Source organism: Candidatus Brevundimonas phytovorans, assembly GCA_029203145.1.
Lineage (GTDB): Bacteria > Pseudomonadota > Alphaproteobacteria > Caulobacterales > Caulobacteraceae > Brevundimonas > Brevundimonas phytovorans.
This window is the reverse complement of record CP119309.1, coordinates 1,698,372-1,723,548: the sequence shown is the minus strand read 5'-3', so window position 1 is coordinate 1,723,548 and position 25,177 is coordinate 1,698,372. Positions and strand designations below refer to the sequence as shown.

The window sequence follows — 25,177 nt, the reverse complement described above, 5'->3', positions numbered from 1 at the left end:
GTGTCGGGCATCCGACACAGGGAGACGGCGGCCGGCGAGAGCGCTTGACCAAGGAAGGGAGCAGGGAGCGATCCATGTCCTATCTGGTCACCTATGAAGCCGGCGAGAAAGACCTCGCCACCTGCGTGTCCGACGACCGCGCCGCCCTGCGCCTGGCGGCGTTGTTCGAGGCGCAGGGGCTGACAGGCGTGATCATTCAGGACGGGGGAACGGGCGAGGTGTTTTCGCCCGTGGCCTTCCGCCTTCGATGCGGCCAGGGATCACAAGCGACCAGGGGCGTCGACTAGGAGGGGTTTGAGTTGCGCTCATCCAGACCCCGTCTATCGCCAGGTCCCCGGACAGGCGATGGGGCGCTGCGGCGGCGGCCTCGATCCCGCACTCCGGGTGGGCGCCGGCCAGGCCGCTGACGAGAACATGCCGGCGAAGAGGGGATTCTCGCGAACCCTGACGCCGATAAGGCCTTTGCCGAGATAGGCCGGCAGATCGCCGTTCCGCGGCCCGGAAGCGGATTCAGGGCTCAGGGGCGGCGCAGGATGGTCATCCATTCGGCGGAGGCTCCGCCGACTATTTGGGGCCGGTCTCCTTCGACCGCCGTCGATCAGGCGGCCTCTTGAAGATGTCGCCGACCACCGTCGCGTCCGGGCCGTCCGGACCGGCGCGCCTGCGGGACTCGCGGCCAACGCGCTCTACGGCCTCGTCGGATTCGTCGGCTTCGGGCTTGCCGCCCGGCGTCGCGGCGTTGCGCGCCCGTCCTCGGGATTGATCGGATGTCATGGTCGTGCTCCTGCCCGCCTCCCATACAGACGACCTCCCGACAGGAATGGTTCCTTTCCATGCGCGAGACCCAGCTTGTGTCGGGCGCCGGTCTCAGTGGCCTGGCTCCCGGATATCGTCTGCTGCGACACCTGGTCTCGGAGCCTCTCGTCCGTCGTCGCCTCGGTCAGGCGCAGGTCCACGCCTGCATGGCTAACGCGTTTTCTGCGAACGCGCCTCTGGGGCGGGAGCGGCGGGGCGCATTCAAGTCAGGTGGTCCGGTCGATCTTCCCAACATCGGCCTGATCGACGCTGAGGGCGCCCTGCATCTGAAGGATCGCAAGTCCGCCATGATCCTCTCCAGCGGCTAACGTCTGCTTGCGACGCTTGCGCCCAGCCCAGGGCGAACAGGTGAACGGGGCGTGCGCCGGATCTGATCCAGCCCTGGGCCAGGCCAGGCCTCTTCGGACCGGAGGGAAGGAAAGGGCGCTCTGGGGCGCTCCGCTCGGGAGCGCAGGGAGGAATACGCCATGACTTCGCTCGTCGCTTTGGACTGCACCATTCCGGCTACGCCCTATGAGGAGGCGGCGGATCTGGACCTGTTGTCGGCCCTCCTGGAGCGGGACCTGCCGGGGTCGGGTCGGGACGCCGCCGCCGCCCTGATCACCGCCTTTGGGGGCCTGGCGGGGGCGGCCGCCGCGGACGCCGCCGCCCTGGCGCGAGCGGGTCTGCCGCCCGGGGCTGTGGCCAGTTTCGGCAACATCAGGGCCCTGGCCCTGGCCATGGGTCGGGCCGAGGCCTGCAGGCGACCCGTCCTCTCGTCCTGGAGCGCGCTCCTGACCTACCTGCGCATCGCTTTGGCCCATGCGCCGCGCGAACAGTTTCGCGCCCTCTACCTCAACAAGCGCAACATCCTGATCCGGGAAGAGCTGCGGGCGGACGGCACTGTCGACCACGCCCCTGTCTTCAATGCGGGGCCCGCGCGGGTGGAGCGTCTGGGGCGGGTTCCGGAAATCCCGGAAACCGAGGCCTACGTAGACCTGGTCCTGTCCTGCTATCTGGCCCTGGCCGCAGGCCGGGACGTCCGGTCCGCCCGGGACTGCCGAAGCCGGGAGAGAAGCCAATGATCCCGGAGCAAGGTCGAGCGGCGCCGGATGACGGGGCGGAAAATCTTCTGACGCGCAAGGAGGCCTCAGCCTTCCTCGCCGCCCTGGGTGTGCGCCTGAAGCCGGCCACCCTGGCTCGCCTCTGGTCCATGGGCGGGAACGGACCGCCATGTCTTCACGTGAGATCGCGTCCCTTCTACCCCCGCGGCCTGTTGCGGGCCTGGGCCCTGGACCAGATTTCCGAAGTCCGCACGTCGGCGCCGGCGGCCGCCCGGGCGCGTCGCCATGGCTGAGGAAGGGATTTCGGGCGAGGAGGGCCCTGCGCCCGAGGGGCGTTTGCTGGTCTGGTCCGAGGTTCGGGCCCTGGTCGGCGTCAGCCGGACCACGGCCTGGCGTTTGCAGCAGACAGGCGGTTTTCCGGCCTCTGTCGCCCTTTCGCCCGGCCGGGTCGGCTGGTGGGAGAGTGAGCTGGAGGCCTGGCGGAAGAACCGCGACAGACGGCGCTGGCGCAGTCCTTCCAGCCCCCGTCTCAAGGGAATGGACCGACGCAGCGGAAAACCCTGTGAGGAGAGCCTGGCTTCGAAGTCTGAGGCGATGAAGTCCAGGGCGACTCCGCGACCCTCGCGAAGGACGCCGAGGTCCGCCGTCCATCCTGATCAGATCGACTTCGACTTCTGATGCGGCCGCGGCGGGCTGGAACGGCCACAGCCTAGCGGCTATGCGCGGCGGGGCGCGCTCGGCTTCCTGTCGCCCGGGCGGCGGCGACTTGCGTCCGCCCCGGTTTCAAGGTCACTGGCGCCATGGGGAAATATGATCCGCTTCGCGACTACCTGAAAAGACAGAAGGTCGACGCTCTCGAGTTGAGCTTCGCCGAGATCGAGCTCAGGCTGCGCGCCATGCTTCCCAAGGGCGCGAGCCTTCCGCAGTGGTGGACCGACGAGGCCGAACCGACGCCCCGTGAGGTTCAGAAGGGCGCCTGGCGAGCAGCGGGATTCGACGCCTGTCTCATCCCCGGCAAGGAACGGGTGAGGTTCAAGCGCAGGCGCTGATCACCAGGAAGGCTCGGCGCCTGCGGCCGGCAAGAGGGCCTTGCCGAAAGCTTCGCGATCGATCCCGCCGAAGAAGGGCTGTTCGGCCTCCGGCTCACGGGACGTCTCTACCGATCCGACCGAGCGATCGCCGTCAAAGACGTAGCCCGTGCGGCCGCCGAAGCGGAGGGCTCCAGCCTCCTGCATCGCCTGGTCGTCCTCGACGGCCTCCAAGACCTTCATTTCGACGTCATGCCGGTCGTCGCCCTCGATGAAACAGAAGTAGATCATGGTTTCTCCTGGACGGGCGGTTCAGCGAGCGAAGCGACGGCCGGCTTCAGCGCGGGGTTCATCGATCCGCAGGGCTCGGGCGAAGGGGGCGACCTGCCAGAGACCCGAAAGCCCGACGAGGATGTAGACGCCGCGGGTGATCGCCGAACCGTCGCCGAAGAGGGCGGATACGAGGTTGAAATCGGAGGCGCCGACGAGGCCCCAGTTCACGGCTCCGATGATGACCAGGACAAGGGTGATGAGATTGACGGCTTTCATGGTCTGCACTCCGTGTGACGTCGATCAATCGGGCCGGGCCCCGCCCTTGTTCCGGCAAGACCGGTATCGGTCACAGACGCAGGCGTCCGCGAACGCCGAGCGGGCCGACCGGCCGGGCGGCTCATGGTCGGGTCGAACTCCCGGGCGAGGTCGGGGATTGGTGTCGTGGGACCAAACTGGATGGAGACGCAGACCCATGATCACGAACCATGAAACCGACGACGCCCGGCACGGCGATCAGCGCGGCCCGCACGCTCCAAAGGCCGGTCATCAGCGCCCGGCCGAGGCGGTCGATAGTCTGGCCGACGACCAGGCGGAAGAACTCCTGATGGACGGTCAGGAGGAGGTGTTTTCGCGAACGGAGATCGAGAGCGGCCGCATTGAACATCATGTCGGCGAGGAGGTAGCCGCCCCAGTGTCGTCTTCCCGACCCAGGTCCGCCGACTAGGAACCTCGGGCCGGGCCATGGCTTCACATCCCATGCCCCATCCCCTTCAGGAAAAGGACGCCCAGTGGCGTCGACGCGGCCAGGGCGCCAGGCCGATCTTCGATCCCGGCACGGCGCCGGCGGGCGCCGACGAAGAGGCCGGAGGCGCCCGCTCGGTCGCCCCTTCCGAAGAGGGTCCTGAGACCCCCTTGCCCACGGAACCTGTGTTCCAGCCGGGAGGCCCCCGTCTCACCCCGACCTTCTGGTACGGATGTGCGGCCGCCATCGGCGTGGTCATGGCCGTGCTCGGTCTCTTGAGTCTTTGAACCGGCGGACCTGAACGAAGGTCTATCCGTCGAGCGGTTCGCGCCCCTTGCCCATATGAAAAGGACCAACATGCCCCGGAATCCCCATGAAGCCTCGGCCAGGGCCGTGCGGAACAAACGGCCGGTCGAGGCCCAGTACGTGCGCCAGGGCCGAAAAGGGTCGCGGATCATGGCGGTTCTCCTGGGAGGCCTGGTGCTGACGGCTGTCGGCTTCGCCGTGGTCTGGGCCTTCTGGGCGGGGCCCTTCGCCTCCGTTCCCGTGGATAACGGCTCCCAGGTCGAAGACGCCGCAGCCTTCCAGGATGAGCCCGGCAGGCGGCTGACGACGGATGCGCCTGTGACGGCCGCCGACGACTCCGCGCCTTCCCGGACGAATGGGGCGTCGCGCGGCGCATCGGGCGCCGCCGCGACGGCGTCACGCTGACGCCGAGATGCAGAGCTTCCTCTTCGAGTCCGACGCAGGGCCTGACGGCAGGACGTTCAGGTGGCGATCGAGCCTCGCCTCAGTGGACGAGGCCCGGGTGGAGGCGGTGCGCACCCTGGGCGAGCTTCTTCGGGACGACGGCGCCGCCTTCTGGAGTTCGCGCGAGGCGCGGATGACGGTCTCATCCCCTCAGGGCGAGGTCCTGTTCCAGCTGGTGCTGAGCTCCGCCGGGGCGCCGGCCCTCACGGATGACCAGAGACGCGAGGATCCGGACGCCTGTCGAAGAGCGCTGTGGGAAATGCGCGAGATCGCCGCCGCCGCCGCGCTCCAGGACAGTCCCATGACTGATCAGGAAGCTCTGCACACCCTCGCCGCCATAGCGGCCTGGGTGCAGATCGAGGCGCCGGCCGACGGCGCGGCCTGCGGGACTGTGATCGATCTCCTGGTCGATCTCACCGCCGGGATCGATATCGACGCCCTGGACGACGCCCAGGCCATGACGCTGTTTCGACAGATCGAGAAGAGCCTGGTCGTCTGAGGGTCGTGGATACCGTCAGTCGGCGAGTTCGATCCAGGTCGGAGCGTGATCGCTCGATTTTTCCCAACCTCGGACCTCGCGATCGACGTTGGAGGCGCGGAGGCGATCGACGAGGGAGGGGCTGACCAGAAGATGGTCGATGCGAAGTCCCGCGTTGCGGGCGTAGGCGTTCCGGAAATAGTCCCAGAAGGTATAGATGGTCGCCTGCGGGTGGTGCAGACGCAGGGCGTCCGTCCAACCCTGGTCGAGCAGGCGGTTGAAGACGCGCCGCGCCTCGGGACGAAAGAGGGCGTCGTCCGTCCAGCGCTCCGGCTTGTAGACGTCCGCAGGGGTCGGGATGATGTTGTAGTCGCCCGCCAGCACCACCGGCGCTCCGGTCTCGATCAGCCGGGCGGCATGGGCGATGAAGGCCTCCGCCCAGGCGAGCTTGTAATCAAAGCGGGGGCCGGGCGCCGGATTTCCATTGGGCAGATAGAGGCAGCCCACGAGAACGCCGTTTATCGCAGCTTCGATGTAACGGCTCTGGCTCGGGTCAGGGTCGTCGGGAAGGCCGCGTCGGGTTTCGTGGATGGCCATTCCCTTCGCCAGAACGGCGACCCCGTTCCAGCTTTTCTGACCCAGCCATATCGCCTCATAGCCGAGGTCGCCGAGGGCTTGCGCGGGGAAGTTAGCCTGCTGGGCCTTGAGCTCCTGCAAGCAGACAACGTCCGGACGCGTGGACTCCAGCCAGCGGAGCAGCACCGGCGCCCGGCCGTTGACCCCGTTGACGTTGAAGGTGGCGATCCTCACCGCGGAAGCGTTCCGGATCGAGAAGGTCGGCGGCGCCGATCATCCGAAGAGGCCTTTGGAGGGAGGAGCGGAAGGACCATGGCCTTTAAAAGCGGCTGGAGCAGAGCTGTTCCGCCACGCCGGGGATGCCTCAGGAATGGGTGTCGGGCTTGGCGGGGGCCGTGACCGTCACGCGCCAGATCTCGCGGCCGCCTGCATTCTGGACGACAAGGTCGAAGCCGAAGGGCGCCGGGGCGGCCGTAGACTGTTCGGCCAGCAGCTCGGCGGCGAAGCGGACCCCTTCGCGGTAGGCGACATCGTCCGAGGCGGCCTCGTTCTCGAGCACCAGTTCCTTGTCCGGTTGGGTGACGATATATCTGTAAAGCGCCATGATGGACATCTATACGCGGGAACGTGAAGATCGGATGATTTCGGGCCAGACGCCGACCCAGGGGCTGATCGCCAGACTCGAGCGGCGGGACAGGATCAGTCCCGACGAGCGGGTCGCGCTGGAACAGGCGCTCGACGCCCCCGTCCTGCATCGCGCGGGCGAAATGATCCTCCAGTCAGGCGCCCGTCCTTCGAGCTGCCGCCTGCTCGTTTCCGGGCTCGTCGCCCGCATCAAGGATTTCCAGAGCGGCGCGCGCTCCATCGCCCAGCTTAGCGTAGCTGGAGATTTTCTCGACCTGCACGGCTTGGTCATGAAACAGGTGGACCATGGCGTCCTGGCGCTGACCGACTGCATCACCGCGTCCCTGCCTCACCGCACTTTGGCGGATATGATCGAGACCCATCCGCACCTCGGTCGGCTGTTCATGCTGGAGCTGGCCGTCGACGGGGCCATCCAGCGCGAGTGGTTTCACCGACTCGGGCGCCAGGATGCGCTCGGGCGGATGGCTCACCTCCTGTGCGAGCTCGACGCCCGGATCGCTATGGCGGGACTGGGGAACGAGGACGGATTCAGCCTGACCATGACCCAGGAAGATTTCGCGGACTGCCTCGGGCTTTCATCGGTGCACGTGAACCGGACGCTCGCCGAGTTGCGCTCTCGCGGCCTGGCGTGCTGGCGGGCCGGGTGGGTCGAAATCCATGACCGCGCCGGGCTGGTCGCCCTGGCGGGCTTCGATCCGAACTATCTTCGTCCGGACGCCGCGCCGATCTAGGAAGCGCGGCGGATCAGTCGGTCTGGGCGATCCTCAGTCTGTGGCCTGGAGCGACGCCCCGCTGCAGATAGGCCGGCTCGAAATCGGCCAGACCGACCAGCTGTTCCCAGTCCAGGACCTGAGCGGACCGGCTCGCCAGTGTCGCCACGGATCGGAGGGCCTTCAGAGTCCGGTTGACGTGAACGGAGGTCATCCCCGTCGCGTCGGCGATCTGGTTCTGGGTCAGGGGAAATTCGAAAGAGTCCGTGCCGTTTTCGCGGACGCCCTGGCGCGTCGCGATCTCGCAGATGAGATGGGCGATACGCCCAACGGCGTCCCGCCGACCTATGTTCACGACCCACTGCGACAGGATGGCTGCGTCGACCATGCAGTCCCGCCAGAACGCCTCGGCCAGGGCGGGGTGCCGGGCGGCCGCCGATCGCAGGGCCTGGTGAGGGATTTTGAGGACCTTCGTCCGGCAAAGGGCCTGCAGGGCGGAGGTCGCGCGGGGCTCCACCACGGACTGCAGATTGGCCATGTCGCCGGGAACGTGAAGCGCGGTGATCTGCCGGTCTCCGCGGGCGTTCTGGCCGAAACGTCCCAGCGCCCCCGTGACGACCAGGCTGGCGAATTCCGTCATCTCGCCCAGGGCGACATGGTCGATGTTCGCCTCCAGCTCGGATGGAAAGGCGGGCAGGTCCAGTACGGCCTGCTGTTCGACGGGCGTGAGCTGGGAGCGAAGGTTGAGACGGTTCAGAAAAACCTGAAGCCCGGCGCGGTTCTGATGAGGCAAACGATCACTCCGCCATGCAGCGGGAACGTGCGCCCACGGCTGTCGAGGCCTGCGGGCTCTTCTCGACATTGAGTCACCATGATCTGCGGGAGAAACGGCCGCACTAACCTATGATATAAAACGCCTGGCGTCGGATAGCGGGGGCGGCAAATCGCCGGAAAGCCGATCTTTCGCCAGAGGCAGGCTCAGGTGAAAACCAGACCGTCCGGTTCGAAGCCAAGAAGGGTCCCGCCGGAGCGCGACGGCGCCGCCTCCTCGCGGCTCGATTGCACGCCGGAGCGGGCAAGGATCAAGGGCGCCCGGCCAAGTTCGGGCTTAAGCAGGCAAGGCGAGGATAAGCCGCGTCGAAGTGTCCGGTACCGGACACCCAGAACCGTCAGCGGAAGAGGACATTTACAGTCGGCAATCACTTCGGGAGGTGAATTGTAATGCGGCTCGGCGACGTGTCAGCCCCTCTTCGGCGCGTCCCGGGCCGCATTTTGCGGGCGAACGCGGGAGAGCGGGGATGTTGAGGAAATCGGCTATAGAGAGGGCCTTCGAACTGGCGGATTCGGGTCGCTTCGCAATCCCCAGCGCAATACGAAAGGCCATGATCTCCGAAGGTTATACCCAGTCGGATGTCTTCACCCTCGAAGGTCGTGCGACCTGGACGCAGCTTCGCCGTCGGTGTCTGGCCGCCGCTGAACGGAGCGCGCGCTCCGGCAGCGCCTCCGCCGGGGATTCCAGCAATCCCGGTCGAGGAGCGGCGGCTTCACGGACGTGACGACGGCGCGCCTGCGGCGGCCGGCTTTTCGAAGTCGCCCGTCTTCTCAAATTCGGGCGTTCCCTCGGTCTTCCCGGAAGCTGCTCTGTAAGACGGCGGGGGCGCAAGATTGTCCGAGGACCTGACCTGTGGCGTGATCCTGACGACACGGCTGGATGTCGAGGAGGAGCGGGGCCGTGTTTTCAGCAGGATCCGATCCGGTTCGTCATCATGGGCGCCGCATCGCCCTCCATCAGAAGTTCGCCCACAATCCTGCCCGAGCTTCTCAGGGCGTCCAGCCTCTCTTCGGCCTGATCCCATTCGCCTGCAGTCAATCGGCAGGAGAGGGTTTTGCCCAGCCATTCGTAGTCGATGAGGAAGGTCTTGTCGGCCATGATGGTTCTCCCCTGATGACGGCGGTGAAGCAGGGATGCGTCCGGACCGAAGGCCGGACGCATCCCTGCTTGTCAGCGGCGGTTTTCCCAGCCTCGACGGGAAGCCTCGGAGTGGCCGCGGGAATCTCCGAACCAGCCGCCATGCCCGCGATCGGAACGTCCCGAGCGATCGTCGTCGTCGCGATCTGAACGACCTCTGCTCTCCCAGCCGCGACGCGCCGCTTCGGCATGACCGCGAGAGTCTCCGTACCAGCCGCGGCCGTCGCCATCATCGTCGTCGCGTCCGCGGTAGGACCGCTCATCGCGGTCGCGGTCCGAAGACGAACTGCGCCCGCGCCCGTCGCCGCGGCCGGAGCGGTCGTCGTCGCTCATGAAGCGGCCCTGGTCGTCACGGTCCCGGTCGGAGGAGGAGTTGCGGCCGCGTCCGCCGCCGCCACGGCCGGAGCGGTCGTCGTCGCTCATGAAGCGGCCCTGATCGTCACGGTCCCGGTCGGAGGAGGAGTTGCGGCCGCGTCCGCCGCCGCCGCGGCCGGAGCGGCCGTCGTCGCTCATGAAGCGGCCCTGGTCGTCACGGTCCCGGTCGGAGGAGGAGTTGCGCCCGCGTCCGCCGCCGCTGCGGCCGGAGCGGTCGTCGTCGCTCATGAAGCGGCCCTGGTCGTCCCGGTCCCGATCGGAGGAGGAGTTGCGCCCGCGTCCGTCGCCGCCGCGGCCGGAGCGGTCGTCGTCGCTCATGAAGCGGCCCTGGTCGTCGCGATCCCGGTCGGACGAGGAACTACGCCCACGTCCGCCGCCGCCGCGGCCGGAGCGGTCGTCGTCGCTCATGAAACGGCCCCGATCGTCCCGATCGCGGTCGTCATCGCCGCGCATGGACCGGCGCTCGTCCCAGCCGTGCCGAGCGGCCTGGGAATGACCGCGGGAATCCCCGTACCAGCCCCGACCGTCGCCATCGTCGTCGTCGTCTCGGAAGCTGCGACCCTCGCCACGGCTGCGCGCGGCCATGGAGTGGCCCTCGGAGTCTCCGAACCAGCCGCCGCGACCACGGCCTCGATCATTGTCGTCCCGGCGGTCGTCGTCACGAGACCGCGAATAGGATCCGCCGCGGCGATCATCATCGTCATCGCTGACGAAACGGCCGCGTTCGTCTCGTTCCGGACCTTGATTTCTGGGCATGCCATACTCCTGGGTTGGGCGATTTTCGCCTTGCAGTTGATGAAACGACACGAGGTGCGACGGGCGCAGCCGGTCGGCCTCCTTCAACAGCCGTCGCTTCCGTTCCTGAAGTCGGCGGCCCAGCGCGGCGGTGTCGACGCCGGCTGCCGTCGCCTTGGCGAACACGCCCGTCCGGGGCGCCTCCTCCTCGGCGACATGGTGTTTGATCTGCTCGGCGAGGACCTTGAACCGGGCGGGCTGGAGCGGATCGTCCTGGCCGCTGGCGAGCAGCTCGATGATCAGCAGCTTGGCGCAGTCATGCTCGACTTGGGCCTCGTCGAGGGCGTCCTCGGTCTCTTCGCCGTCCGCCGCGCGGCAGGCGGGGTAGAAGATTTCTTCTTCGAGCAGGGTATGGAGCGTCAGTTCGGTGCAAGCCTCGCGAATGATCGCCGCCTTGCGCTGGTCGGAGGCGGACTCGAACTCTCCGAACAGGGCCTCCACCCGGCGATGGTCGGCCTTGAGCAGGGCAATGGCGTCGGCCCCCGGGTCGGACGCGATGTCCGGGGTCTTGTCGGCCTTTCGCGGTTGACCGGGTTTTCCCTGGCTCGCGGCGGCCGATGATCCGGCGTCCGTCCCGGTGTCGCCGGGAGAGGCTTTTGCGCCCGCACCAGCCTTTCCCGCTGTCAGGGAGGGATCAGCCGCGCCGGCGGCCGTGGGCGGTTTTGGGGCTGGAGAAGCGGCGTTATTTTCCGGCGTCTGCATGACGGCTCCTGTCGAAAGGGGACAGGGGGCAAATCTGCCTTGCCGATGCGAGTTCCGGCCTCGCCCTTCGGACCCGGATCAGGATCGCAACTGCAAGGCTAAGTCGATCAGTCGGCTTCTTTTCTGTTCGGCATGTGCGGCTTTGCCGATGGAATTCCGATCTGGCGGGCTCGCGGGCCGTAGCTTGACGGCGTTGTTTTCCGTCCGCGCTTCAACGTTTCCGTCAGGGCCTCGCGCTCCAAGGCGGCCTAAATATTTTTTCGTCGGCGACGCTCTATGGAGACCTTATGTCGCATAGGCGTCTCATCCGGATCGGTCGCGAAGGAGGACGTCGGCTGGGGCGTTAAGATTTCGCCGCGCGGGGACCATTGTCCCTGAAGCGCCACTTCATGAACAGCACGCCCGACGCCATGGCCAGGGCGCAGGCGTTTGCGATCGTCACAGGCCAGGCCTCGGTCATGACGCCGTAGATCACCCAGAGGATGAAGCAGGTGACGGTCAGCCCATAGGTCTTCAGGCTCACCGCCGAGGCGTCCCTCTCTTTCCAGATTTTGACGCCTTGGGGCGCAAAGCTGGTGATGGAGCAGACGGCGGCGGCCGAGCCGACGATATTGGCGACGATTTCACTCATAGTGCCGCAACGTCAGGCGTCATCTGCTGTTCCGGGGGCGGACGTTTGCGCGGCACCATGGCCGCTAGGTCCGGCTCTGGAGCGTGGCCAGCTCCTTTTCGCGCAACCAGTTGTGGGCCCTGGTGGCCGCCACGGCGCCGTGGCCCATGGCTACGCTGATCTGATCCAGGCCTTCCACAAGGTCTCCTGCGGCGAAGACGCCTTCCACCCGGCTCTCGAAGACGGAGCCGGACGTCACGCAACCGGACTCGGTGAGGTCGAGTCCGAGCTGCTCCGCCAGGATTGAGCGCGGTCGACACCCCAGGGCTGGGTAGATGACGTCGAACGCCAGCGAAGCGCCTGTGTCGAGACGGACGGTGATGTCGTCGACGCCGGGTTCAAGCGCGAGCAGGGCGCCGGTTTCCAGCCGGATCCCCGCATCGGCCAGGGTCCGGGCCTCGGCGCAAGAGAGTTCAGGGCGGTTGAGCGGCATGAGGGTGACGTTCTGGGAATACGCCCGCAGGAAGAGGGCTTCAGCCGCGCCGTTGGTGTCGCAGCCGATCACCCCTATCCGTTTGCCGATATGCTCATATCCGTCGCAGACCGGGCAGTAGCGCAGCACGCCCGCTCGGATCGCAGCCTCATGGACGGCTTCGGGCAGATCGACTTGGTTGAGATCCACGCCGGTCGCCAGGACGACGGCGCGGCTCACGCGCGTGGAACCGTCTGCGAGATGAAGGCTGAATCCGCCGGCTACGGCCTCGACAGCCGCCACCTCGGCCTCCTGGATGGTCGCGCCGTATTGAACCGCGTGGCGGGTCATGCGTGCGATCAGATCCGGTCCCCCAACGCCCTCAGGAAATCCCGGAGCATTGTGCGTGAGGGGAATGCGCAGGGCCCGGCTCTTGCCGTCGTGCAGCACGAGGACGTTCCGGCGATATCGCGCCAGATAGAGGGCTGCGGTGAGGCCCGCGGGCCCGGCGCCGATGACGACGACATCGGGTTCAAAGGTCGGTTCTGTGTCTGCGGCCATGGTTTCGCTTCGAGGAGGCGCCCCATCCGAACAGATGACAAGGGTCGGCGTTCCATCCCGGCCCTTCCAGGACCGGGGCGACGAAAGCCGTCATACGGAGTGCGGCCGCAGAGAGCTCAGCGAGCGGAAGCGATCAGGGAGCCGCAGTCTGCATCCTCGGCCAGGCCGGGATCGATGAAGCCCAGGAGGGCCGCGACCGGACTGACGAGGGTGGCCAGGGCGCCGACCAGACCGCCCTGCGTCGCCACCGCCGAGGCGTCCACGCCGAGGCGCGGGGAGATGAGGGGGCCTTTGATCGTGATCGGCGCCCAGACGCGCAGGAGGCGCGGCTTCTTGGTTTCGCCGTCGATCCGGAGGTTCATGGTCTCGGCGCCGAGGTCGATGGTTCCCGAACCCTGGGCCAGGACCACGTCCGTGTCGATCACAAGGGTGCGAGAGGTTGCGACGCCGCCGGCCACCTTGAAATCCGCAACCGCGCAGCGAATGCCGGACGTGGACTGATCCCCGGAGAGCAGCTTGCCGAGCCCGGCGCCGACATTGATGCCCAGCAGTTCGGCGAAGGCCGATCGCATCTGACCCTGGGGCGCCACCAGGCTGATGGATCCCTTGGAGTTGGCCGCCAGGTCGTGAATGGATGCGCCTGGCCCCTCCAGCCTGGCCCGCCCCAGAGCGCGTCCCGTCACTGTCGGGGCTCCCCCGCGCGCTGGGATGATCGACTCCAGGGGATAGCCGCTTAGGCGGAAGTCGACGACGCTGTAGGGAATGGACTTGCGGGCGTCGATGCGGGCCGTACCGTTGAGCTCTCCGCGATTGAAGGTGAAGGCGACCGGGTCGAGCTTCAGGATCCCGTCCTTCAGGTCGGCCCCGAGGCTGACCTGGCGGATATCGAAGGCGTTGGCCCGGACCGTACCGGCGCGATAGGACAGAGTTCCGTCCATCGCCCGGAGCCGTTCAGTCTGCAGCGGCGCATCCGGCAGGAGCTTGCCGGGCGCGCCCGAGGTCGCCACCGTCCCCTCGCTGGTGACCCGCGGCCGAGCGCCCAGGACGGCGGCGAGGTCGTCGATGTCCAGAGTGCGGGAGGTCAGTTTCGCGTCGACGCGGCGGCGCTCGCCGACCTTGTTCACCTCGAGGCTTCCGGACAGGTCGGAAGATCCGACCCGCCCGTTGAAATCGTCGAAGCGGAACAGGGCGCCGTCCCGGCTCAGATCGCCCCTCAACCTGTAGGGCGGCGTGTTGGGCGTGGTGATCCCGGTCAGGAGATAGATGTCGGCCAGGTCCTGGCCCTCAAGCTCTAGCACGGCATTGAAACGCCCGAGATCGAACGGTCGGGTGACGGCGCCCTCGGCCCTCAGCCTCGACCCGGCGCCCGCCAGATCGGCGGTGAAGGCGTAGGGTCGGTCGCGGCGGATATTGATGAAGGGGCCGCCTGTGACGCGGAGGGTGAGCGGCGCGCCGTTCATCGTCCCCTTGCCGTCAAACAGAAAGCCGCTTTCGCCGTCCGCGGGGGAGCGCGCCTCGCGCGCTGTGATCATGGCGTCGAGCTTCATGCCCCGTCGCTGTTCGTCCAGCGTCAGGCGGCCGTCATTGATGACCAGGCGCTGGATGACCGGCAGTTTCGCCCCGCGGCCGTCGTCCGGTCGATCAGGGTGGAGATCCCAGCTTCGGCGGCCTTTCCCGTCCACGATCAGATGAACCGCCGGACGGGTCATCACCAGGGAGGACACCTCCACCTGACCCAGGAAAAGCCGCCGCAGTCGGACGGAGACGTCCAGTTGTTCGACGTCGGCCGTGTTGCGATCGTTCGCCCAGGCGGGGCCGCCGATGCTGAGGCGGCGCACTGTGGCCGAGGGGGTCCAGCTGAACAGCCTGACATCGAGGTCGCCGTTCAGCAAGACCTCGCGACCTGTTGAGGCGGAGGCCGCCCGACTGATCGGCCCGCGCAGCCAGTTCCAGTCGAACAGCATCAGAAACACCAGGAAGCCCGCGATCAATCCAAGAGTGATCGAGGCCGCGATGATCTCCGGCTTTCCCGGCCGCCGAACGGCCAGCCACACAGGGTCCTGGGTGACGACATGGGTTTTGAGGCTGGCAGCCCTGGCCTTTACGGCACGCCAAATGGAGGTCGCAGCCGAACGCAGGGTCTGAACATCGGGTCTGTCGCCAGGTCTGTCGATCAAGGTCGCCTCCGGTGAAGCTGGTCAACGCCTGAGACCGCAAAGGGCGCCATTGCGTTGGGCTCGATGTGAAAAGTGGATCATGATCCGGCAGCGACAAAATCGGAGCCGCGTCGCTGTCCCGCAAGGGAAACCGGGCTCCGGCGGCGGGCTGCCGGGCGACCCGCTGCGCTGTCTGCAGGTCAAATCCTGGTGCGGAGACGCAGGCCGTGGGAGGCCGCCGCTTCGGTTCGAAAGGACATGAATCCGGATGTCGCGGCGCCGCGGCTCTCGCCTATGGCGGTTTTGGGCTGGCGCTCAGGGCGTGAACTGGATTGTGCGGGCAAACTGGAAGTCCTCTGCACCGGGCTCGACGGTAGCATCCTGCATCAAGGCCAGGGCCGCTTCGCCAAAACCGAGACCCGGATGCGTCTCACCGAGTACGCGACAGTTCACCACCTTACCGCTTGCACGGGCCGTGCACTCCAGCGTGACGGCTACGCTGACAAGAGATGCAGCCTGGATGTCCTGTGCTGCGCTCTCGCGGCTGACGAGTTTGGCGGCCGTATCTGCATTCGGCGAAACATTCAGCAAAAGTGCGACGGACAAGGCGATGATGATCATGCTGATACCCTCCGTCAGCTTAACTTCCGTCGGGAGACGACGTTCCTTCACGAGGGTCGGACGGCCAATGTCTCTTGCTGGATAAAGCTCTTTCGTACCTGTCTTGCAACGCCTCAGCTCAACCGTCGTTGGTTCGGGCGAAGGAGCTCTCCGTGAGAAAACACATTGCCTTGGCGATCGCGCCGCGACCTTTCTGACGCTTACCGCATGCGGGAGCAGGGAGGCTGAACGCGCCGCCCCCGAAGCCGCCTCCACCGAGGCGGACGCCACTTCAAGCGTGTCCGCCGCCAGTCCAGCGACCACGAGTACGACCGGGATTGCTGACACCCCGGCGCAACAGGTCGACCGGCCCGGGCAAGAGGCGGCGACCGCGCCGCCGCGCGGTAACTGAGGCTCGAGCGGAGCACCATTATGAGTTCAGGTGCCATCGTTGAGCCTTCTGGCTCGTACGATCGTCTATGGTCTCGACCTAACTTCGGTACCCCCGACGTCGGACCGGAACCGTTCTTCGCTAAGAGAATCCAGGGAACTCTAGAAAGGGTCTTGTCATGGATAATCAGCAATCGGGATCGCTTGCTCTCGCCTCTATCGCTCTCCAACTGACCCTAATGGATACGCTTGTTCGAAAAGGCGTTCTGGAGCCGGATGAGGTGAAGGAGCTGCTCCTTGCGGTTGACGCCAAGGTGGGGGAGGGAAGCCCGACTACGGACGTTACAAAGGGGTTCCTCGCTGAGTTGCTACGTGATCTTCAGCTTGCAGACTGATTGACCGGCGCTGCGCGAGAGCAGCCAGGTGCAGGCGAGGCCTTGCGCTGAAGTGTTCCCGTAACCCGATAGAGGAGCTCTGTTCGCTTCGCTTCGCCGCTGCGGTCCGTAGATGGTCTCATCGTGCCTGGGCACTAGCAATATTGACTAGGCAATCATGACCACGCGCTTGAGGGATGTCCGGCTCAGATGAGGAAGGCAATATGGCCGCAATGTGGTCAACGCCGCATTGGCTCGTCCATCAGTTGATGCGGCGAACTTTCTCAAACACCGTCATTCGGAGGCTATAATGCGTGGTTTTGTTATTGCGGCGGCCACCGCTGCAGCTCTGCTTGCTATCCCGGCCGTATCCAGCGCCCAGACGAACGTCAGCGTCTCGACCAGCGTCACTGACTTCTGCGGCATCGGCCTGGCCAATGTGGCGGGCGGCAACGTCGCTGTCGCCAACGGCGCCCGTCAGAAAGTCACTACCCTGCGCATGTCCTGCAACTCAGCGACCGGCGCAAAGCTGACTTCCAGCGCGCAGAACGGCGACTTCAAGTCTCCCGCCGGCGTTCTGATTAACTATGACTGGGATCTGGTGGTGCAGGGTGTGCCGAGCCTTGGCTTCGCCGCTGTCGACACCTGGCCCGGCAGCCCGGCCATTGTCACCAACTCGGGCGGCTATAGCCAGGCTCTGGCTGACGGCATCTTCGCCGACCTGTTCCTGAACCTTTGCTACAACGTCCCGGGCGGCCCGGGCGTGGGCGGCACCCAAGGCGATGGCACCAACCCCGGGTCGTCGGGTTGCGCCGCTGCGCCCGCTGGTCCCGGTGCAGCCTCGGCTCCTGCCGGCACCTATACGGAAGTCTTTACCTTCGCGCTGAACCCGGCCTGACCGGAAAGTGAACCGGGGAGCCGATGGAGCGGCTCCCCGTTTTTCTGCGCCCATTTCTGCAGGGAGGATGCAGTCATGAAGATGCAATTCGTCGCGGCCGCGGTCGCCGCGTTGCTTTTGACCCTGGGAGCGCCCGGCGACAGTCGCGCCATGGACGTCTCGCCCATGGTCGCCAAGATCACGCCCGCCGGCAGCGGGTCCAGCTATCGGCTGACAGTGCGAAACGACAGCACAACCGCCGCCACCGTCGAGATCGAGGTCTATCGGATGCAGGTCGATGAGACCGGCGCCCGCAGCCTGACGCCGGAAGACAACGACATCGTCGTCTTCCCGGTCCAGTCGGTCATCCCGCCAAATCGTGAGCAGGTCGTGCAGGTTCGCTATATGGGCGAGGCTGACAGCGAAGGTCGCATGTACCTGGTCCGCGCCGCGCAACTGCCCATTAACATGCAAACCACGACGGCCGATGGCGAAGCCGGGGCTGACGTCAAGGTGGCCTTCACCATCAATACCTACGTTTTCGTCGCGCCAGCCAGTGCACGGGCTGCGGTTGAGGTGACATCTGTGTCGCGGGCGCCCAACGGCGATGTACTCTTGTCGACCCGCAATACCGGCACGGGCTTTGCCCATCTTAGAGAGGCCCGCTTCACCCTGACGACGGCCGATGGCAAGGCGCACGAGGTTGCGGCCGCAGATGTGGATGTCGGCGAGGTCAGCGTGCTAGCCGGCGGCGCCACACGTCGGATCCGTATCCCGGCGGCCTTGGCCGCAGGCGCAACCGGCGACGTCACCGCGTCGATCGCCCTGCTGTGAGATGGCCAGTCGAGACACGACCTGGCGACGCCTCGGCCTAGCGGCCTGCCTGGGCGGCAGTGTCGCCTCGCCCGGTCGCGCCGCCACCGTCGCCAACGACGAGGTGGTGCGGACGGCGCGTGACTATTCCGTCGGGGCGTTCGGATCTCCGACCGCCGTGACGGTTCCGATCGAGCGGGACGCCTCCAACGTCCCGCTCGCCGCCGGCGCCGCGCCAGTCATTCCACCCATGAGCGGCGCGGCGACCGGCGGGACCCAGGACGAGGCCCCGACGGTGCGCCCCACGCCTGTACTGACCCCGATCCAGGGACCGTTGACGCTGGATGGCGTCTATCTTGGCGACATCAGCGGCGAGGTGGATATGCAGGGTGAGGGCGTCATCGACGCTGTGGCCTTGATGGACCTGTTGGGGGGCAAGGTGTCTCCAAGCGTCGGGGAGCGGTTGAAGGCCGTCATCGCCTCGCAGCGGCGCGTCAGCATGGCCGATCTGCGAGGGGAGGGCTTTTCTCTTGCGTTCGACCCTCTGTCGCTGACCTTTGTGGCCGAACTGGCGGTTGACGCCCGTGCGCGACGTGACGTCAGTTTCGCCCGCAATGAGGTGATTGATCCCAAGGCCTTCGATCAGCCTGCTCATTTCTCGACCGGCGCCAATGTCAGCATGGCGCAGCTCTATTCGCACGACCAGGGACGCTTCGGTCCCCTGGCTGGGGGTATCGACATGTTCGCCAACTGGGGCGGATTCGACGGCGTCACCCTGACCGCGGGGGTCGATTATGACGGCGGCAGTCAGGACCAGCGCTGGCGTCGTCGTGAAATCCGGCTGTCCAAGGACTTGTTTCAGTCAGCTGTCCGTCTGACCGCAGGCGAGTTCGCGCCGCCCGTCGAGAGTTTCCAGGGGTCGCGGCGTTTCCTGGGCCTGTCGGCGGCCCGAGCCTACTCGACCATACGCCCTTTCCAGAATGTCCGTCCGTCCGGGCGTCGCCAGTTTATTCTGGATCGTCCAGCACTGGTGGTGGTCGAGGTCAACGACGTCATCGTCGAACGCATCCGGCTGGAGGCTGGTCCCTATTCCCTGTCCGACTTTCCCTTCGGTCAGGGCGCCAACACGGTTCGGCTGCTGGTGGAGGAAGACAGCGGCCAACGCGAGATCGCCGTCTTTGATCTGTTCGGCGGAGCCGGGTTGCTGGACCCGGGGGTGCTCGACTTCGGCGTCTCGGCGGGGGTGCTGGAAGAGGGCGGGCAACTGGAATACGGCTCGACCGTCGCGGCGACCGGCTTTGTTCGCAAGGGGATTACCGACGCCCTGACACTGGGCGCCAACGCCCAGTGGGCGGATGGTCGCGGTCAGGTCGGCGGGCTGGCCACCTGGGGAAGCCGTCTGGGCCTGATCCAGGCCAGCACCGCCATCAGCCACAACGGCGACACGAGCGCTCAAGGCTACATCGCCTCACTGGACTATATGCGTGAAGCAACGTTGGGCCGTGAAATTGACCTGCGGCTGGTCGCCTCGGCCCAGGCGACCAGCAAGTTCTTCCAGACGGCGTTCGACAACTCGGCTTTCAATCGCGAGCAGTGGCGAGCCGCGGGGCAGGCTCTGATCCGCTACAAGGCCTATTCCGTCAGTCTCGGCGCCGCCTATGTGAAGGGGCGCCTGAGCGAAGATCGCACCGATTTCAGCCTGGCTGTGGGGCGGACCTTCCGCAAGTTCGGCGTCAATTTGGCCTGGCAGCGCGGCGCGACCAGCGATGGCGTCGAAGAGACCCGCTTTGGCTTGACCCTGACGACGCGTTTCGGCGGTCGGTGGAGCAGCGCAGCCCGGTACGACAGTCAGGACGAGTTCCGTGAGGTGGGGCTTTCCCGTTCGTCCTCCGGTCGACTGAACGATCTGAGCGGGGACATTCGCTTCTCTGAAGACCGCAACAACCAGACCATCTCGGGCGACCTGCGCTACATCAACAACCGCTTCGACGCCGAGATCGTCTCTAACCGGCTGGTGGCGACGGTGCCGGGCGGGGCTACGCGGCAGGAATCCTTGTGGCGGCTGTCCACTCTCCTGGGTTACGCCGACGGCACTTTCGGCATCGGCCGGGCTGCGCGCGAGGGCTTCATCATCGCCAGGCCGCACCCGACGCTCAAGAACGCCCAGGTCAGTCTGACGGACTCCAGCGGTTATCCGATTGCACGCAGCGGTTGGTTCGGCCCGGCGCTCGCCGGTATTGATCGCGGCTATGGCGTTCGTCGCTATGAGCTCGAGGTTGATCCCCTACCGCCCGGCTATGATCTGGGCAGCGGCGTGATCAACACCTTCCCCGGCTTTGGCAATGGATACCGCGTGGTTGTCGGCAGCGACGCCTCGCATACGGCCAGGGGCGTGCTGATGTCGCCGGACGGCCCGATCGCTCTGGTCGGCGGCGCTATCGTGGCGATCGATGCGCCTGAGGGGGCGCCCGGGAAGCCCTTCTTCACCAACAGGGGCGGCCGCTTCGTCGCTGACGGTATGGCGCCGGGCCGATATCGCCTGGTTGTCCGTGGCGAAACGCTCGGGGAGTTCGTCATTCCCGCCAATGTGGAAGGAGTTATCGATGTCGGCGAAATCAAAGCGTCCCGTCCGCTGCCTTGAGGTGGTGGGCGGGCCCGTCTTCTGGCGAAGCGCCCTTGTGGCGGTCGCTCTGCTGGCGGGGGCGACGACGGCGAAAGCCTGCGACCTGGCCTTGATTGAGGGAACTCAGACTGCCCGGATCGAATACAATCCTTTTGCTGTCGCTCCGACCCCTGGCGCTCTGGATCTCGGGCTGGAGAACAAGGGGCAGGCCGAGTGCGACTTGCGCCTGTCCTTTACCGACGAGACCGGTATCGAGGTGACCAGCCTTGTGCTGGGCGGGGTGGAAGTGCGGTTCCGCCCTCGCGAATCCTCGGGGGTCCAACTGGCTGACGTGCAGAAGGGCGTCTTCCAGTATCTGTTGGCGGCCGGATCAAGGGGGGTCGCTCAACTGGATGCTGTGGTGGTGCGGGGCGCTGTAGCTGATGCCGGGGAGTACGGCGTCGATCTGCGTCTTCTGGTCAAGAATGTGGATGGGACGGAACTGATATCGCCGATCCCTGCCCGGGTGGTCCTGCAGTCAACGCCGCGCGCCCAGTTGAACCTGGCCGGCGCCGCCGGGGCGTTCGGCGAGGGGCTGAGCGTCGAGGTCGTGGATTTCGGCGAGGCGGCTACCGGGGCCACACGCCGCATCTTCGTTCAGATCAGGGCCAATGCGCCCTCCATCTTGTCGATCAAGTCAGAGCACGGCGGTGTCATGCATCGTGTTGAAAAGGCGGAAAACGCCACCGTAGTGCCCTATGCGGTCGACCTTGACGGTGAGGCCGTCGACCTGACGGCGCTGTGGACAAAAGAAATTGATCCTCCACGCACATTGGACGGGGTCTCGTTGCCGATGAACTTTATCTTGGGCCGTATAAACGGTCAGATGGGTGGTCGATATGAAGACTTGCTCACGCTCGATGTTTCGCCACGATAGGAAGTATATATGCATATATATGATGAATTTACAATTAATGCTTCGTTAAAATAACTCAATTTTCTCGCAATGGTGGATCGTTAGTTCAAGAAATTGTCATTGTCATTTCTGTTATTTATCAAATGATAAACAGCAATATTGTTTTGATCGGCCTATATCGGATGGTTTGAGGTAGTTGAGAAACTATAGTTTCTTAGAAATGTCTTGAATGAATTCCCTAAATGCCGAAAGTCGTCTCGCGTGATCGGATGGGTCAAGGTGATCGTGCTGGGGCTAGGTGACGCCCCCGGGAGCAGGGAAGCGATGATTAGCCAGAATGTCGCCGGGTCGGCGGCTGGGGTCAGCGATGACTCCTTTATGCAGGTGATCAGCGGCGGGCACAGGGCTCCCATCATGGAGCGGAGGTCCTTTGTTCGGCCTTTAGGCGTCAGGTCGAGTCCTAGGTTTTCCGAAGCGGAGGCTTGGTTCGAAAATGATGACATGGCCCGGTTCGTACTCGATCTAAGCGGGCAGGTTTTGACGAGCAATTCCGCTGCTCGGGCTCTTGCAGTTTGTGGCATGCTGGGAAGCGGGGGCGTGTTCATTTGTTCGACGCACCGTAGCCGTGCCGAACTGGACCTGCTGCTTAGGCGCATGGCTGATGGTCAGGTTAGGGCTGGACGCATTCTTTTCCGTGCTGGGGACGATGCGTGGTGTATTCTTGATCTAAATACAGCGATTGAAACGCCTGGCCGGGTGTTTGCGACCGTACGTCCGGTCAAGCCAATCGAGGAAGAGAAGGTGGCTGCGGTTGGCTGTGTCTTTGGCCTCACCCGAGTGGAAAAATCGGTTCTTGTTCTACTCGCCAACGGTGAGGCCCCTAAGGAAATCAGCCGCAAGCTTGACGTGTCTATCCATACAGTGCGGTCGCATTTGCGGTCAATTTGCATGCGGATGGGCGTTAAAGGGATAAACGGCGCGCTGCGGCTCAGCTATCTCATGAGCTAGGCTGCCTTATTGTTTCTTCAGATATACAGGGCGAGGTCGGTCCAGATTTTGAGGTCTGGCGGCGCTTGAGGTTGAAGCCGCCGGCGCCGGCGTCGATCAGAAGTTTTTGTCGGCGTCGAGACGATTCGTTCGCGAGTCCTGGCCCAGGACAACAACCGTGCTCAACACTAGGGTGGGGAAGGCAGGGCCGCCGTCGTCGGACTTTAAAATCCCCGACCCGCAGGTGCCCAGACTTGGGCTTATGCCCGCAAAAAGCTCTCAAAGATCCCATACACCATCGATGCTTGGCAGTTCAGCGACGCCCGATTGCGTGAGTCCCTGAGGCACGACCGGCCTTTGGAATTGGCGGCATTATCCTCGATGGAGGCGCTAAGACGCCACGGCTTGGCCCGCCGCGTTACGGTGGGCGCTCGGCCGCTGTGGGGCGGAGCTCTGGCGAAGGATCGATCATAAAGGCCTTCTCTAAGGAGGAGCTCGAGCCAGCGTCGCCTTCGTAACAGAGGAACGCGCCGCACGACCGGGACATTAGGTCGGCATGCCCAGCGCCCCATGATGGCGGCGCGCCCCTCAAAGGATGACCCCATGCCTGATCGACGCGCCATGCAGGATCCGCGCAACCAATATCCCAGGCCGCCCTTTCCACGTCAGCCCCAGGCCGAACCCGGTCTGGCGGGGCGGATGACGCCGCAGCCCGATCATGGTGAAGACAGCTATGTGGGGCATGGCAGACTGAAGGGCCGGAAAGCTCTCATCACGGGCGGGGATTCCGGCATCGGGCGGGCGACCGCCATCGCCTACGCCCGCGAAGGGGCCGATGTCGCCATCGCCTATCTGCCGTCGGAGGAGAAGGACGCGCAAGAGGTGGTCGCCTTGATCGAGAAGGCCGGGGTGAAGGCTTTGGCCCTGCCAGGCGACATTCGTGACGAGGCATGGAATGCGACCATGGTCGCTCGGGCGGCGGAGGCCTTCGGCGGTCTGGACATCCTGGTCGTCAACGCCGGTCACCAGCAGTACCGGGAGGATGTGTCCCAAGTCTCGACTGACGATTTCGACGCCACGATGAAGACCAACCTCTACGCCCTGCACTGGCTGTGTCAGGCCGCGGCCCCCCACCTGCCGCCCGGCGCGGCCATTATCACCACCGCCTCGATCCAGGCCTATGAGCCCTCGGACATCCTTCTGGACTACGCCACGACGAAGGCGGGCATCGTCGCCTACACCAAGGCCCTGGCCAAGCAGATGATCGAAAAGGGCGTACGGGTGAACGCCGTCGCCCCGGGGCCCTTCTGGACCGTGCTTCAACCCAGCGGCGGCCAGCCGCAGGAGAAGGTCGAGCAGTTCGGGGCCCACAGCGCCTTCGGCCGACCGGGTCAGCCTGTGGAGATCGCGCCGGTCTATGTCCTGCTGGCCTCGCAGGAGGCCAGCTTCGTCACCGGAGAGGTCTGGGGCGTGACAGGCGGCGCCGGCGTCGGCTGAGCGGCGAAGCCGACCGACGTCCGGAACCTGGAACGGTAAGGCTTGTCGGACCTTGGCTTGAAATGCGCCCGGGCGTTCTCGGACGGCGCTCGTGAAGGACTGCCTGTATTCGGCGAGGCGGCAGCAGGTTGGGAGGAACTGAAGGATGAAGACCGCAGACCGCGGGATGGGGGCGGAGATCGACTATCTGTCGGATCTGGGGCGCGCATTCGGCGGCGCCCTGTTGTTCAGTCTTCCCCTGATGATGACAATGGAGATGTGGGCCATCGGCGTGTCGGCTGCGCCAGCGCGGCGCCTCGCCTTCGTGATCGTCGCCTTGCCCGTCCTCTACGGTCTGGCTCACTACGCGGGCTTCTCTGCGCGAAGGGGCCTGGTGAACAACAGTCTGGACACGCTTGTGGCGCTCGCAGTCGGGTTCTCAGCCTCGGCCGCCCTTCTGGCCATGTTCAACGTCCTTGACTACGCCTCCCTGACTTCGGCAGTCGGACAGATATCGCTTCAGGCGGTCCCGGCCGCTTTGGGGGCCCTTGTCGCCCGTCGCCAGCTTTCGGGGGATACGGAGGAGGGCGATGAGGACGAGGCCTCCTATCCCGGCGAGCTCTTCCTCATGCTGGCCGGGGCTTTGTATTTCGCCATGAACCTCGCGCCGACGGAGGAGATGCGGCTGATCGCCTACCTGACGACCCCGTCAGGCGCCTTGGGCTTGCTGGCGCTGTCCCTGATCCTTCTGCACGTCATTGTCTTCGAGGCGGGTTTCGCGGGTCAGGAAGAGAAGGAAAGCCCTCTTCGCGCCTTCCTGGATTTCACCCTGCCGGGCTACGCCCTTTGCCTGGCTGCGAGCTTCGCCATGCTGTGGGTGTTCGGCGCTGTAGACGGGCATGGCGCGGGCGCCGTCATGGCCAATGTCGTCGTTCTCGCCTTGCCAGCCGCCCTGGGGGCGGCAGCTGCGCGGCTTCTGGTGTGATGATGAAGAACCGGGAGAAGTCCGCTCGCGAGAAGCTGTCACGGCTGCAGTGCGTCTGCGCCCTATTGGGTCTCATCGTCACCGCCGCAGCGATCGCGGTGCTCGCGCGATCCGCCTTCGCCGATCGCAGGCCGCCTGACCTGACCGTCCTGCCCCAAGCTCTTCGTCCTGTGGGAGCGGGCTGGGCGCTGGAGGTCAAGGTTCTGAACAACGGCGACATGACGGCCGCCGCTGTGGAGATAGAAGGGGAGGCGGACGGGGAGAAATCCGGGGCTACGCTCGACTACGTTCCGGGACACGGCGAAAAGCGGGCGACCCTGGTCTTTTCATCCGAAGAGAAACCCCGGGCGCGCGTCCGCATCACGGGATGGAGCGACCCGTGACGCCCTATTGAGTGGCTGAGAGAGGGCGACGCCGCAGGGAACCTTCGGGGCTCGCCCGGCGCTGGTTTGATAT

General features: G+C 65.6%; 31 protein-coding genes. 19 read left to right on the top strand and 12 right to left on the bottom strand.

The window, feature by feature from the left end:
• Positions 1–74 precede the first annotated feature (74 nt).
• Complete coding sequence (locus tag P0Y52_08495; protein WEK56590.1) at positions 75–287, top strand: hypothetical protein; 213 nt, start codon at positions 75–77, stop codon at positions 285–287.
• A gap of 277 nt (positions 288–564) precedes the next feature.
• Here P0Y52_08495 and P0Y52_08490 read toward each other — a convergent pair whose 3' ends face one another.
• Positions 565–774: a hypothetical protein gene (locus P0Y52_08490; GenBank protein WEK56589.1), complete on the bottom strand. Its 210-nt coding sequence runs from the start codon at positions 772–774 to the stop codon at positions 565–567.
• Between the two features lie 59 nt (positions 775–833).
• Between P0Y52_08490 and P0Y52_08485 the strand changes: the two genes are divergently transcribed.
• The 4 genes from P0Y52_08485 to P0Y52_08470 all read left to right on the top strand — a co-directional run bounded on the left by P0Y52_08485 (position 834) and on the right by P0Y52_08470 (position 2,908).
• On the top strand, positions 834–1,124 hold the full coding sequence (locus P0Y52_08485) for a hypothetical protein (GenBank protein WEK56588.1): 291 nt from the start codon (positions 834–836) through the stop codon (positions 1,122–1,124).
• A 159-nt stretch (positions 1,125–1,283) separates the two neighbouring features.
• Positions 1,284–1,880, top strand: a complete 597-nt coding sequence (locus P0Y52_08480; GenBank protein ID WEK56587.1) for a JAB domain-containing protein — start codon at positions 1,284–1,286, stop codon at positions 1,878–1,880.
• Positions 1,881–2,144: 264 nt separating this feature from the next.
• The gene (locus P0Y52_08475) at positions 2,145–2,537 is read left to right on the top strand and encodes an AlpA family phage regulatory protein (protein WEK56586.1); all 393 of its coding nucleotides are present in this window, start codon (positions 2,145–2,147) and stop codon (positions 2,535–2,537) included.
• A gap of 122 nt (positions 2,538–2,659) precedes the next feature.
• Positions 2,660–2,908: a hypothetical protein gene (locus P0Y52_08470; protein WEK56585.1), complete on the top strand. Its 249-nt coding sequence runs from the start codon at positions 2,660–2,662 to the stop codon at positions 2,906–2,908.
• Here the strand turns inward: P0Y52_08470 and P0Y52_08465 are convergent, their stop codons facing one another.
• Together P0Y52_08465 and P0Y52_08460 are read right to left on the bottom strand one after the other, a co-directional pair.
• Complete coding sequence (locus P0Y52_08465; GenBank protein WEK56584.1) at positions 2,909–3,178, bottom strand: hypothetical protein; 270 nt, start codon at positions 3,176–3,178, stop codon at positions 2,909–2,911.
• 21 nt (positions 3,179–3,199) lie between these two features.
• Positions 3,200–3,436 (bottom strand): DUF378 domain-containing protein, encoded by a 237-nt coding sequence (locus P0Y52_08460; protein WEK56583.1) that lies wholly within the window; start codon positions 3,434–3,436, stop codon positions 3,200–3,202.
• Positions 3,437–3,632: 196 nt separating this feature from the next.
• Here P0Y52_08460 and P0Y52_08455 point away from each other — a divergent pair, with 196 nt between their 5' ends.
• The 4 genes from P0Y52_08455 (at position 3,633) to P0Y52_08440 (ending at position 5,151) form a co-directional block, all read left to right on the top strand.
• Complete coding sequence (locus tag P0Y52_08455) at positions 3,633–3,884, top strand: hypothetical protein (protein ID WEK56582.1); 252 nt, start codon at positions 3,633–3,635, stop codon at positions 3,882–3,884.
• Between the two features lie 32 nt (positions 3,885–3,916).
• On the top strand, positions 3,917–4,189 hold the full coding sequence (locus P0Y52_08450) for a hypothetical protein (GenBank protein ID WEK56581.1): 273 nt from the start codon (positions 3,917–3,919) through the stop codon (positions 4,187–4,189).
• Positions 4,190–4,259: 70 nt separating this feature from the next.
• Positions 4,260–4,613: a hypothetical protein gene (locus P0Y52_08445; GenBank protein ID WEK56580.1), complete on the top strand. Its 354-nt coding sequence runs from the start codon at positions 4,260–4,262 to the stop codon at positions 4,611–4,613.
• A gap of 82 nt (positions 4,614–4,695) precedes the next feature.
• Positions 4,696–5,151, top strand: coding sequence for a hypothetical protein (locus tag P0Y52_08440; GenBank protein ID WEK56579.1), 456 nt, complete (start codon positions 4,696–4,698; stop codon positions 5,149–5,151).
• A gap of 15 nt (positions 5,152–5,166) precedes the next feature.
• Here the strand turns inward: P0Y52_08440 and xth are convergent, their stop codons facing one another.
• Together xth and P0Y52_08430 are read right to left on the bottom strand one after the other, a co-directional pair.
• Positions 5,167–5,940: an exodeoxyribonuclease III gene (gene xth / locus P0Y52_08435; protein ID WEK56578.1), complete on the bottom strand. Its 774-nt coding sequence runs from the start codon at positions 5,938–5,940 to the stop codon at positions 5,167–5,169.
• Positions 5,941–6,070: 130 nt separating this feature from the next.
• Positions 6,071–6,310 (bottom strand): hypothetical protein, encoded by a 240-nt coding sequence (locus P0Y52_08430; GenBank protein WEK56577.1) that lies wholly within the window; start codon positions 6,308–6,310, stop codon positions 6,071–6,073.
• Here P0Y52_08430 and P0Y52_08425 point away from each other — a divergent pair.
• Entirely contained in the window at positions 6,309–7,082 is a 774-nt protein-coding gene (locus P0Y52_08425) for a Crp/Fnr family transcriptional regulator (protein ID WEK56576.1), read from the top strand. The two genes, P0Y52_08430 and P0Y52_08425, sit on opposite strands and share 2 nt — an antisense overlap.
• Before the next feature lie 13 nt (positions 7,083–7,095).
• On the opposite strand, the gene P0Y52_08420 is transcribed toward P0Y52_08425, so the two are convergent.
• The 7 genes from P0Y52_08420 to P0Y52_08390 form a co-directional block, all read right to left on the bottom strand.
• Positions 7,096–7,854, bottom strand: a complete 759-nt coding sequence (locus P0Y52_08420; protein WEK56575.1) for a Crp/Fnr family transcriptional regulator — start codon at positions 7,852–7,854, stop codon at positions 7,096–7,098.
• A gap of 945 nt (positions 7,855–8,799) precedes the next feature.
• On the bottom strand, positions 8,800–8,991 hold the full coding sequence (locus P0Y52_08415) for a hypothetical protein (GenBank protein ID WEK56574.1): 192 nt from the start codon (positions 8,989–8,991) through the stop codon (positions 8,800–8,802).
• A gap of 72 nt (positions 8,992–9,063) precedes the next feature.
• The gene (locus P0Y52_08410) at positions 9,064–10,902 is read right to left on the bottom strand and encodes a hemerythrin domain-containing protein (protein ID WEK56573.1); all 1,839 of its coding nucleotides are present in this window, start codon (positions 10,900–10,902) and stop codon (positions 9,064–9,066) included.
• 343 nt (positions 10,903–11,245) lie between these two features.
• A complete protein-coding gene (locus P0Y52_08405) occupies positions 11,246–11,533 on the bottom strand; it encodes a PQ-loop domain-containing transporter (GenBank protein WEK56572.1) in 288 nt (95 codons plus the stop codon).
• A 64-nt stretch (positions 11,534–11,597) separates the two neighbouring features.
• Complete coding sequence (locus P0Y52_08400) at positions 11,598–12,545, bottom strand: NAD(P)/FAD-dependent oxidoreductase (protein ID WEK56571.1); 948 nt, start codon at positions 12,543–12,545, stop codon at positions 11,598–11,600.
• Positions 12,546–12,661: 116 nt separating this feature from the next.
• The gene (locus tag P0Y52_08395; protein WEK56570.1) at positions 12,662–14,722 is read right to left on the bottom strand and encodes an AsmA family protein; all 2,061 of its coding nucleotides are present in this window, start codon (positions 14,720–14,722) and stop codon (positions 12,662–12,664) included.
• A gap of 294 nt (positions 14,723–15,016) precedes the next feature.
• Positions 15,017–15,322: an energy transducer TonB gene (locus tag P0Y52_08390; protein ID WEK56569.1), complete on the bottom strand. Its 306-nt coding sequence runs from the start codon at positions 15,320–15,322 to the stop codon at positions 15,017–15,019.
• 548 nt (positions 15,323–15,870) lie between these two features.
• Here P0Y52_08390 and P0Y52_08385 point away from each other — a divergent pair.
• The 9 genes from P0Y52_08385 to P0Y52_08345 all read left to right on the top strand — a co-directional run bounded on the left by P0Y52_08385 (position 15,871) and on the right by P0Y52_08345 (position 25,104).
• Complete coding sequence (locus tag P0Y52_08385; protein ID WEK56568.1) at positions 15,871–16,086, top strand: hypothetical protein; 216 nt, start codon at positions 15,871–15,873, stop codon at positions 16,084–16,086.
• 289 nt (positions 16,087–16,375) lie between these two features.
• Positions 16,376–16,963, top strand: a complete 588-nt coding sequence (locus P0Y52_08380) for a hypothetical protein (GenBank protein ID WEK56567.1) — start codon at positions 16,376–16,378, stop codon at positions 16,961–16,963.
• Positions 16,964–17,038: 75 nt separating this feature from the next.
• On the top strand, positions 17,039–17,776 hold the full coding sequence (locus tag P0Y52_08375; GenBank protein WEK56566.1) for a fimbria/pilus periplasmic chaperone: 738 nt from the start codon (positions 17,039–17,041) through the stop codon (positions 17,774–17,776).
• A 1-nt stretch (position 17,777) separates the two neighbouring features.
• Complete coding sequence (locus P0Y52_08370) at positions 17,778–20,396, top strand: hypothetical protein (protein WEK56565.1); 2,619 nt, start codon at positions 17,778–17,780, stop codon at positions 20,394–20,396.
• Entirely contained in the window at positions 20,359–21,294 is a 936-nt protein-coding gene (locus tag P0Y52_08365; protein ID WEK56564.1) for a hypothetical protein, read from the top strand. Before P0Y52_08370 ends, P0Y52_08365 begins: the two co-directional genes overlap by 38 nt.
• Positions 21,295–21,774: 480 nt before the next feature.
• Positions 21,775–22,281 (top strand): helix-turn-helix transcriptional regulator, encoded by a 507-nt coding sequence (locus P0Y52_08360; GenBank protein WEK56563.1) that lies wholly within the window; start codon positions 21,775–21,777, stop codon positions 22,279–22,281.
• 582 nt (positions 22,282–22,863) lie between these two features.
• On the top strand, positions 22,864–23,757 hold the full coding sequence (locus P0Y52_08355; protein WEK56562.1) for an SDR family oxidoreductase: 894 nt from the start codon (positions 22,864–22,866) through the stop codon (positions 23,755–23,757).
• Positions 23,758–23,902: 145 nt separating this feature from the next.
• Positions 23,903–24,721, top strand: a complete 819-nt coding sequence (locus P0Y52_08350; protein WEK56561.1) for a TIGR02587 family membrane protein — start codon at positions 23,903–23,905, stop codon at positions 24,719–24,721.
• Positions 24,721–25,104 carry a hypothetical protein gene (locus tag P0Y52_08345; GenBank protein ID WEK56560.1) on the top strand — a complete coding sequence of 128 codons (384 nt, stop codon included), beginning with the start codon at positions 24,721–24,723 and terminating at the stop codon, positions 25,102–25,104. Before P0Y52_08350 ends, P0Y52_08345 begins: the two co-directional genes overlap by 1 nt.
• The last annotated feature ends 73 nt before the right edge of the window (positions 25,105–25,177 follow it).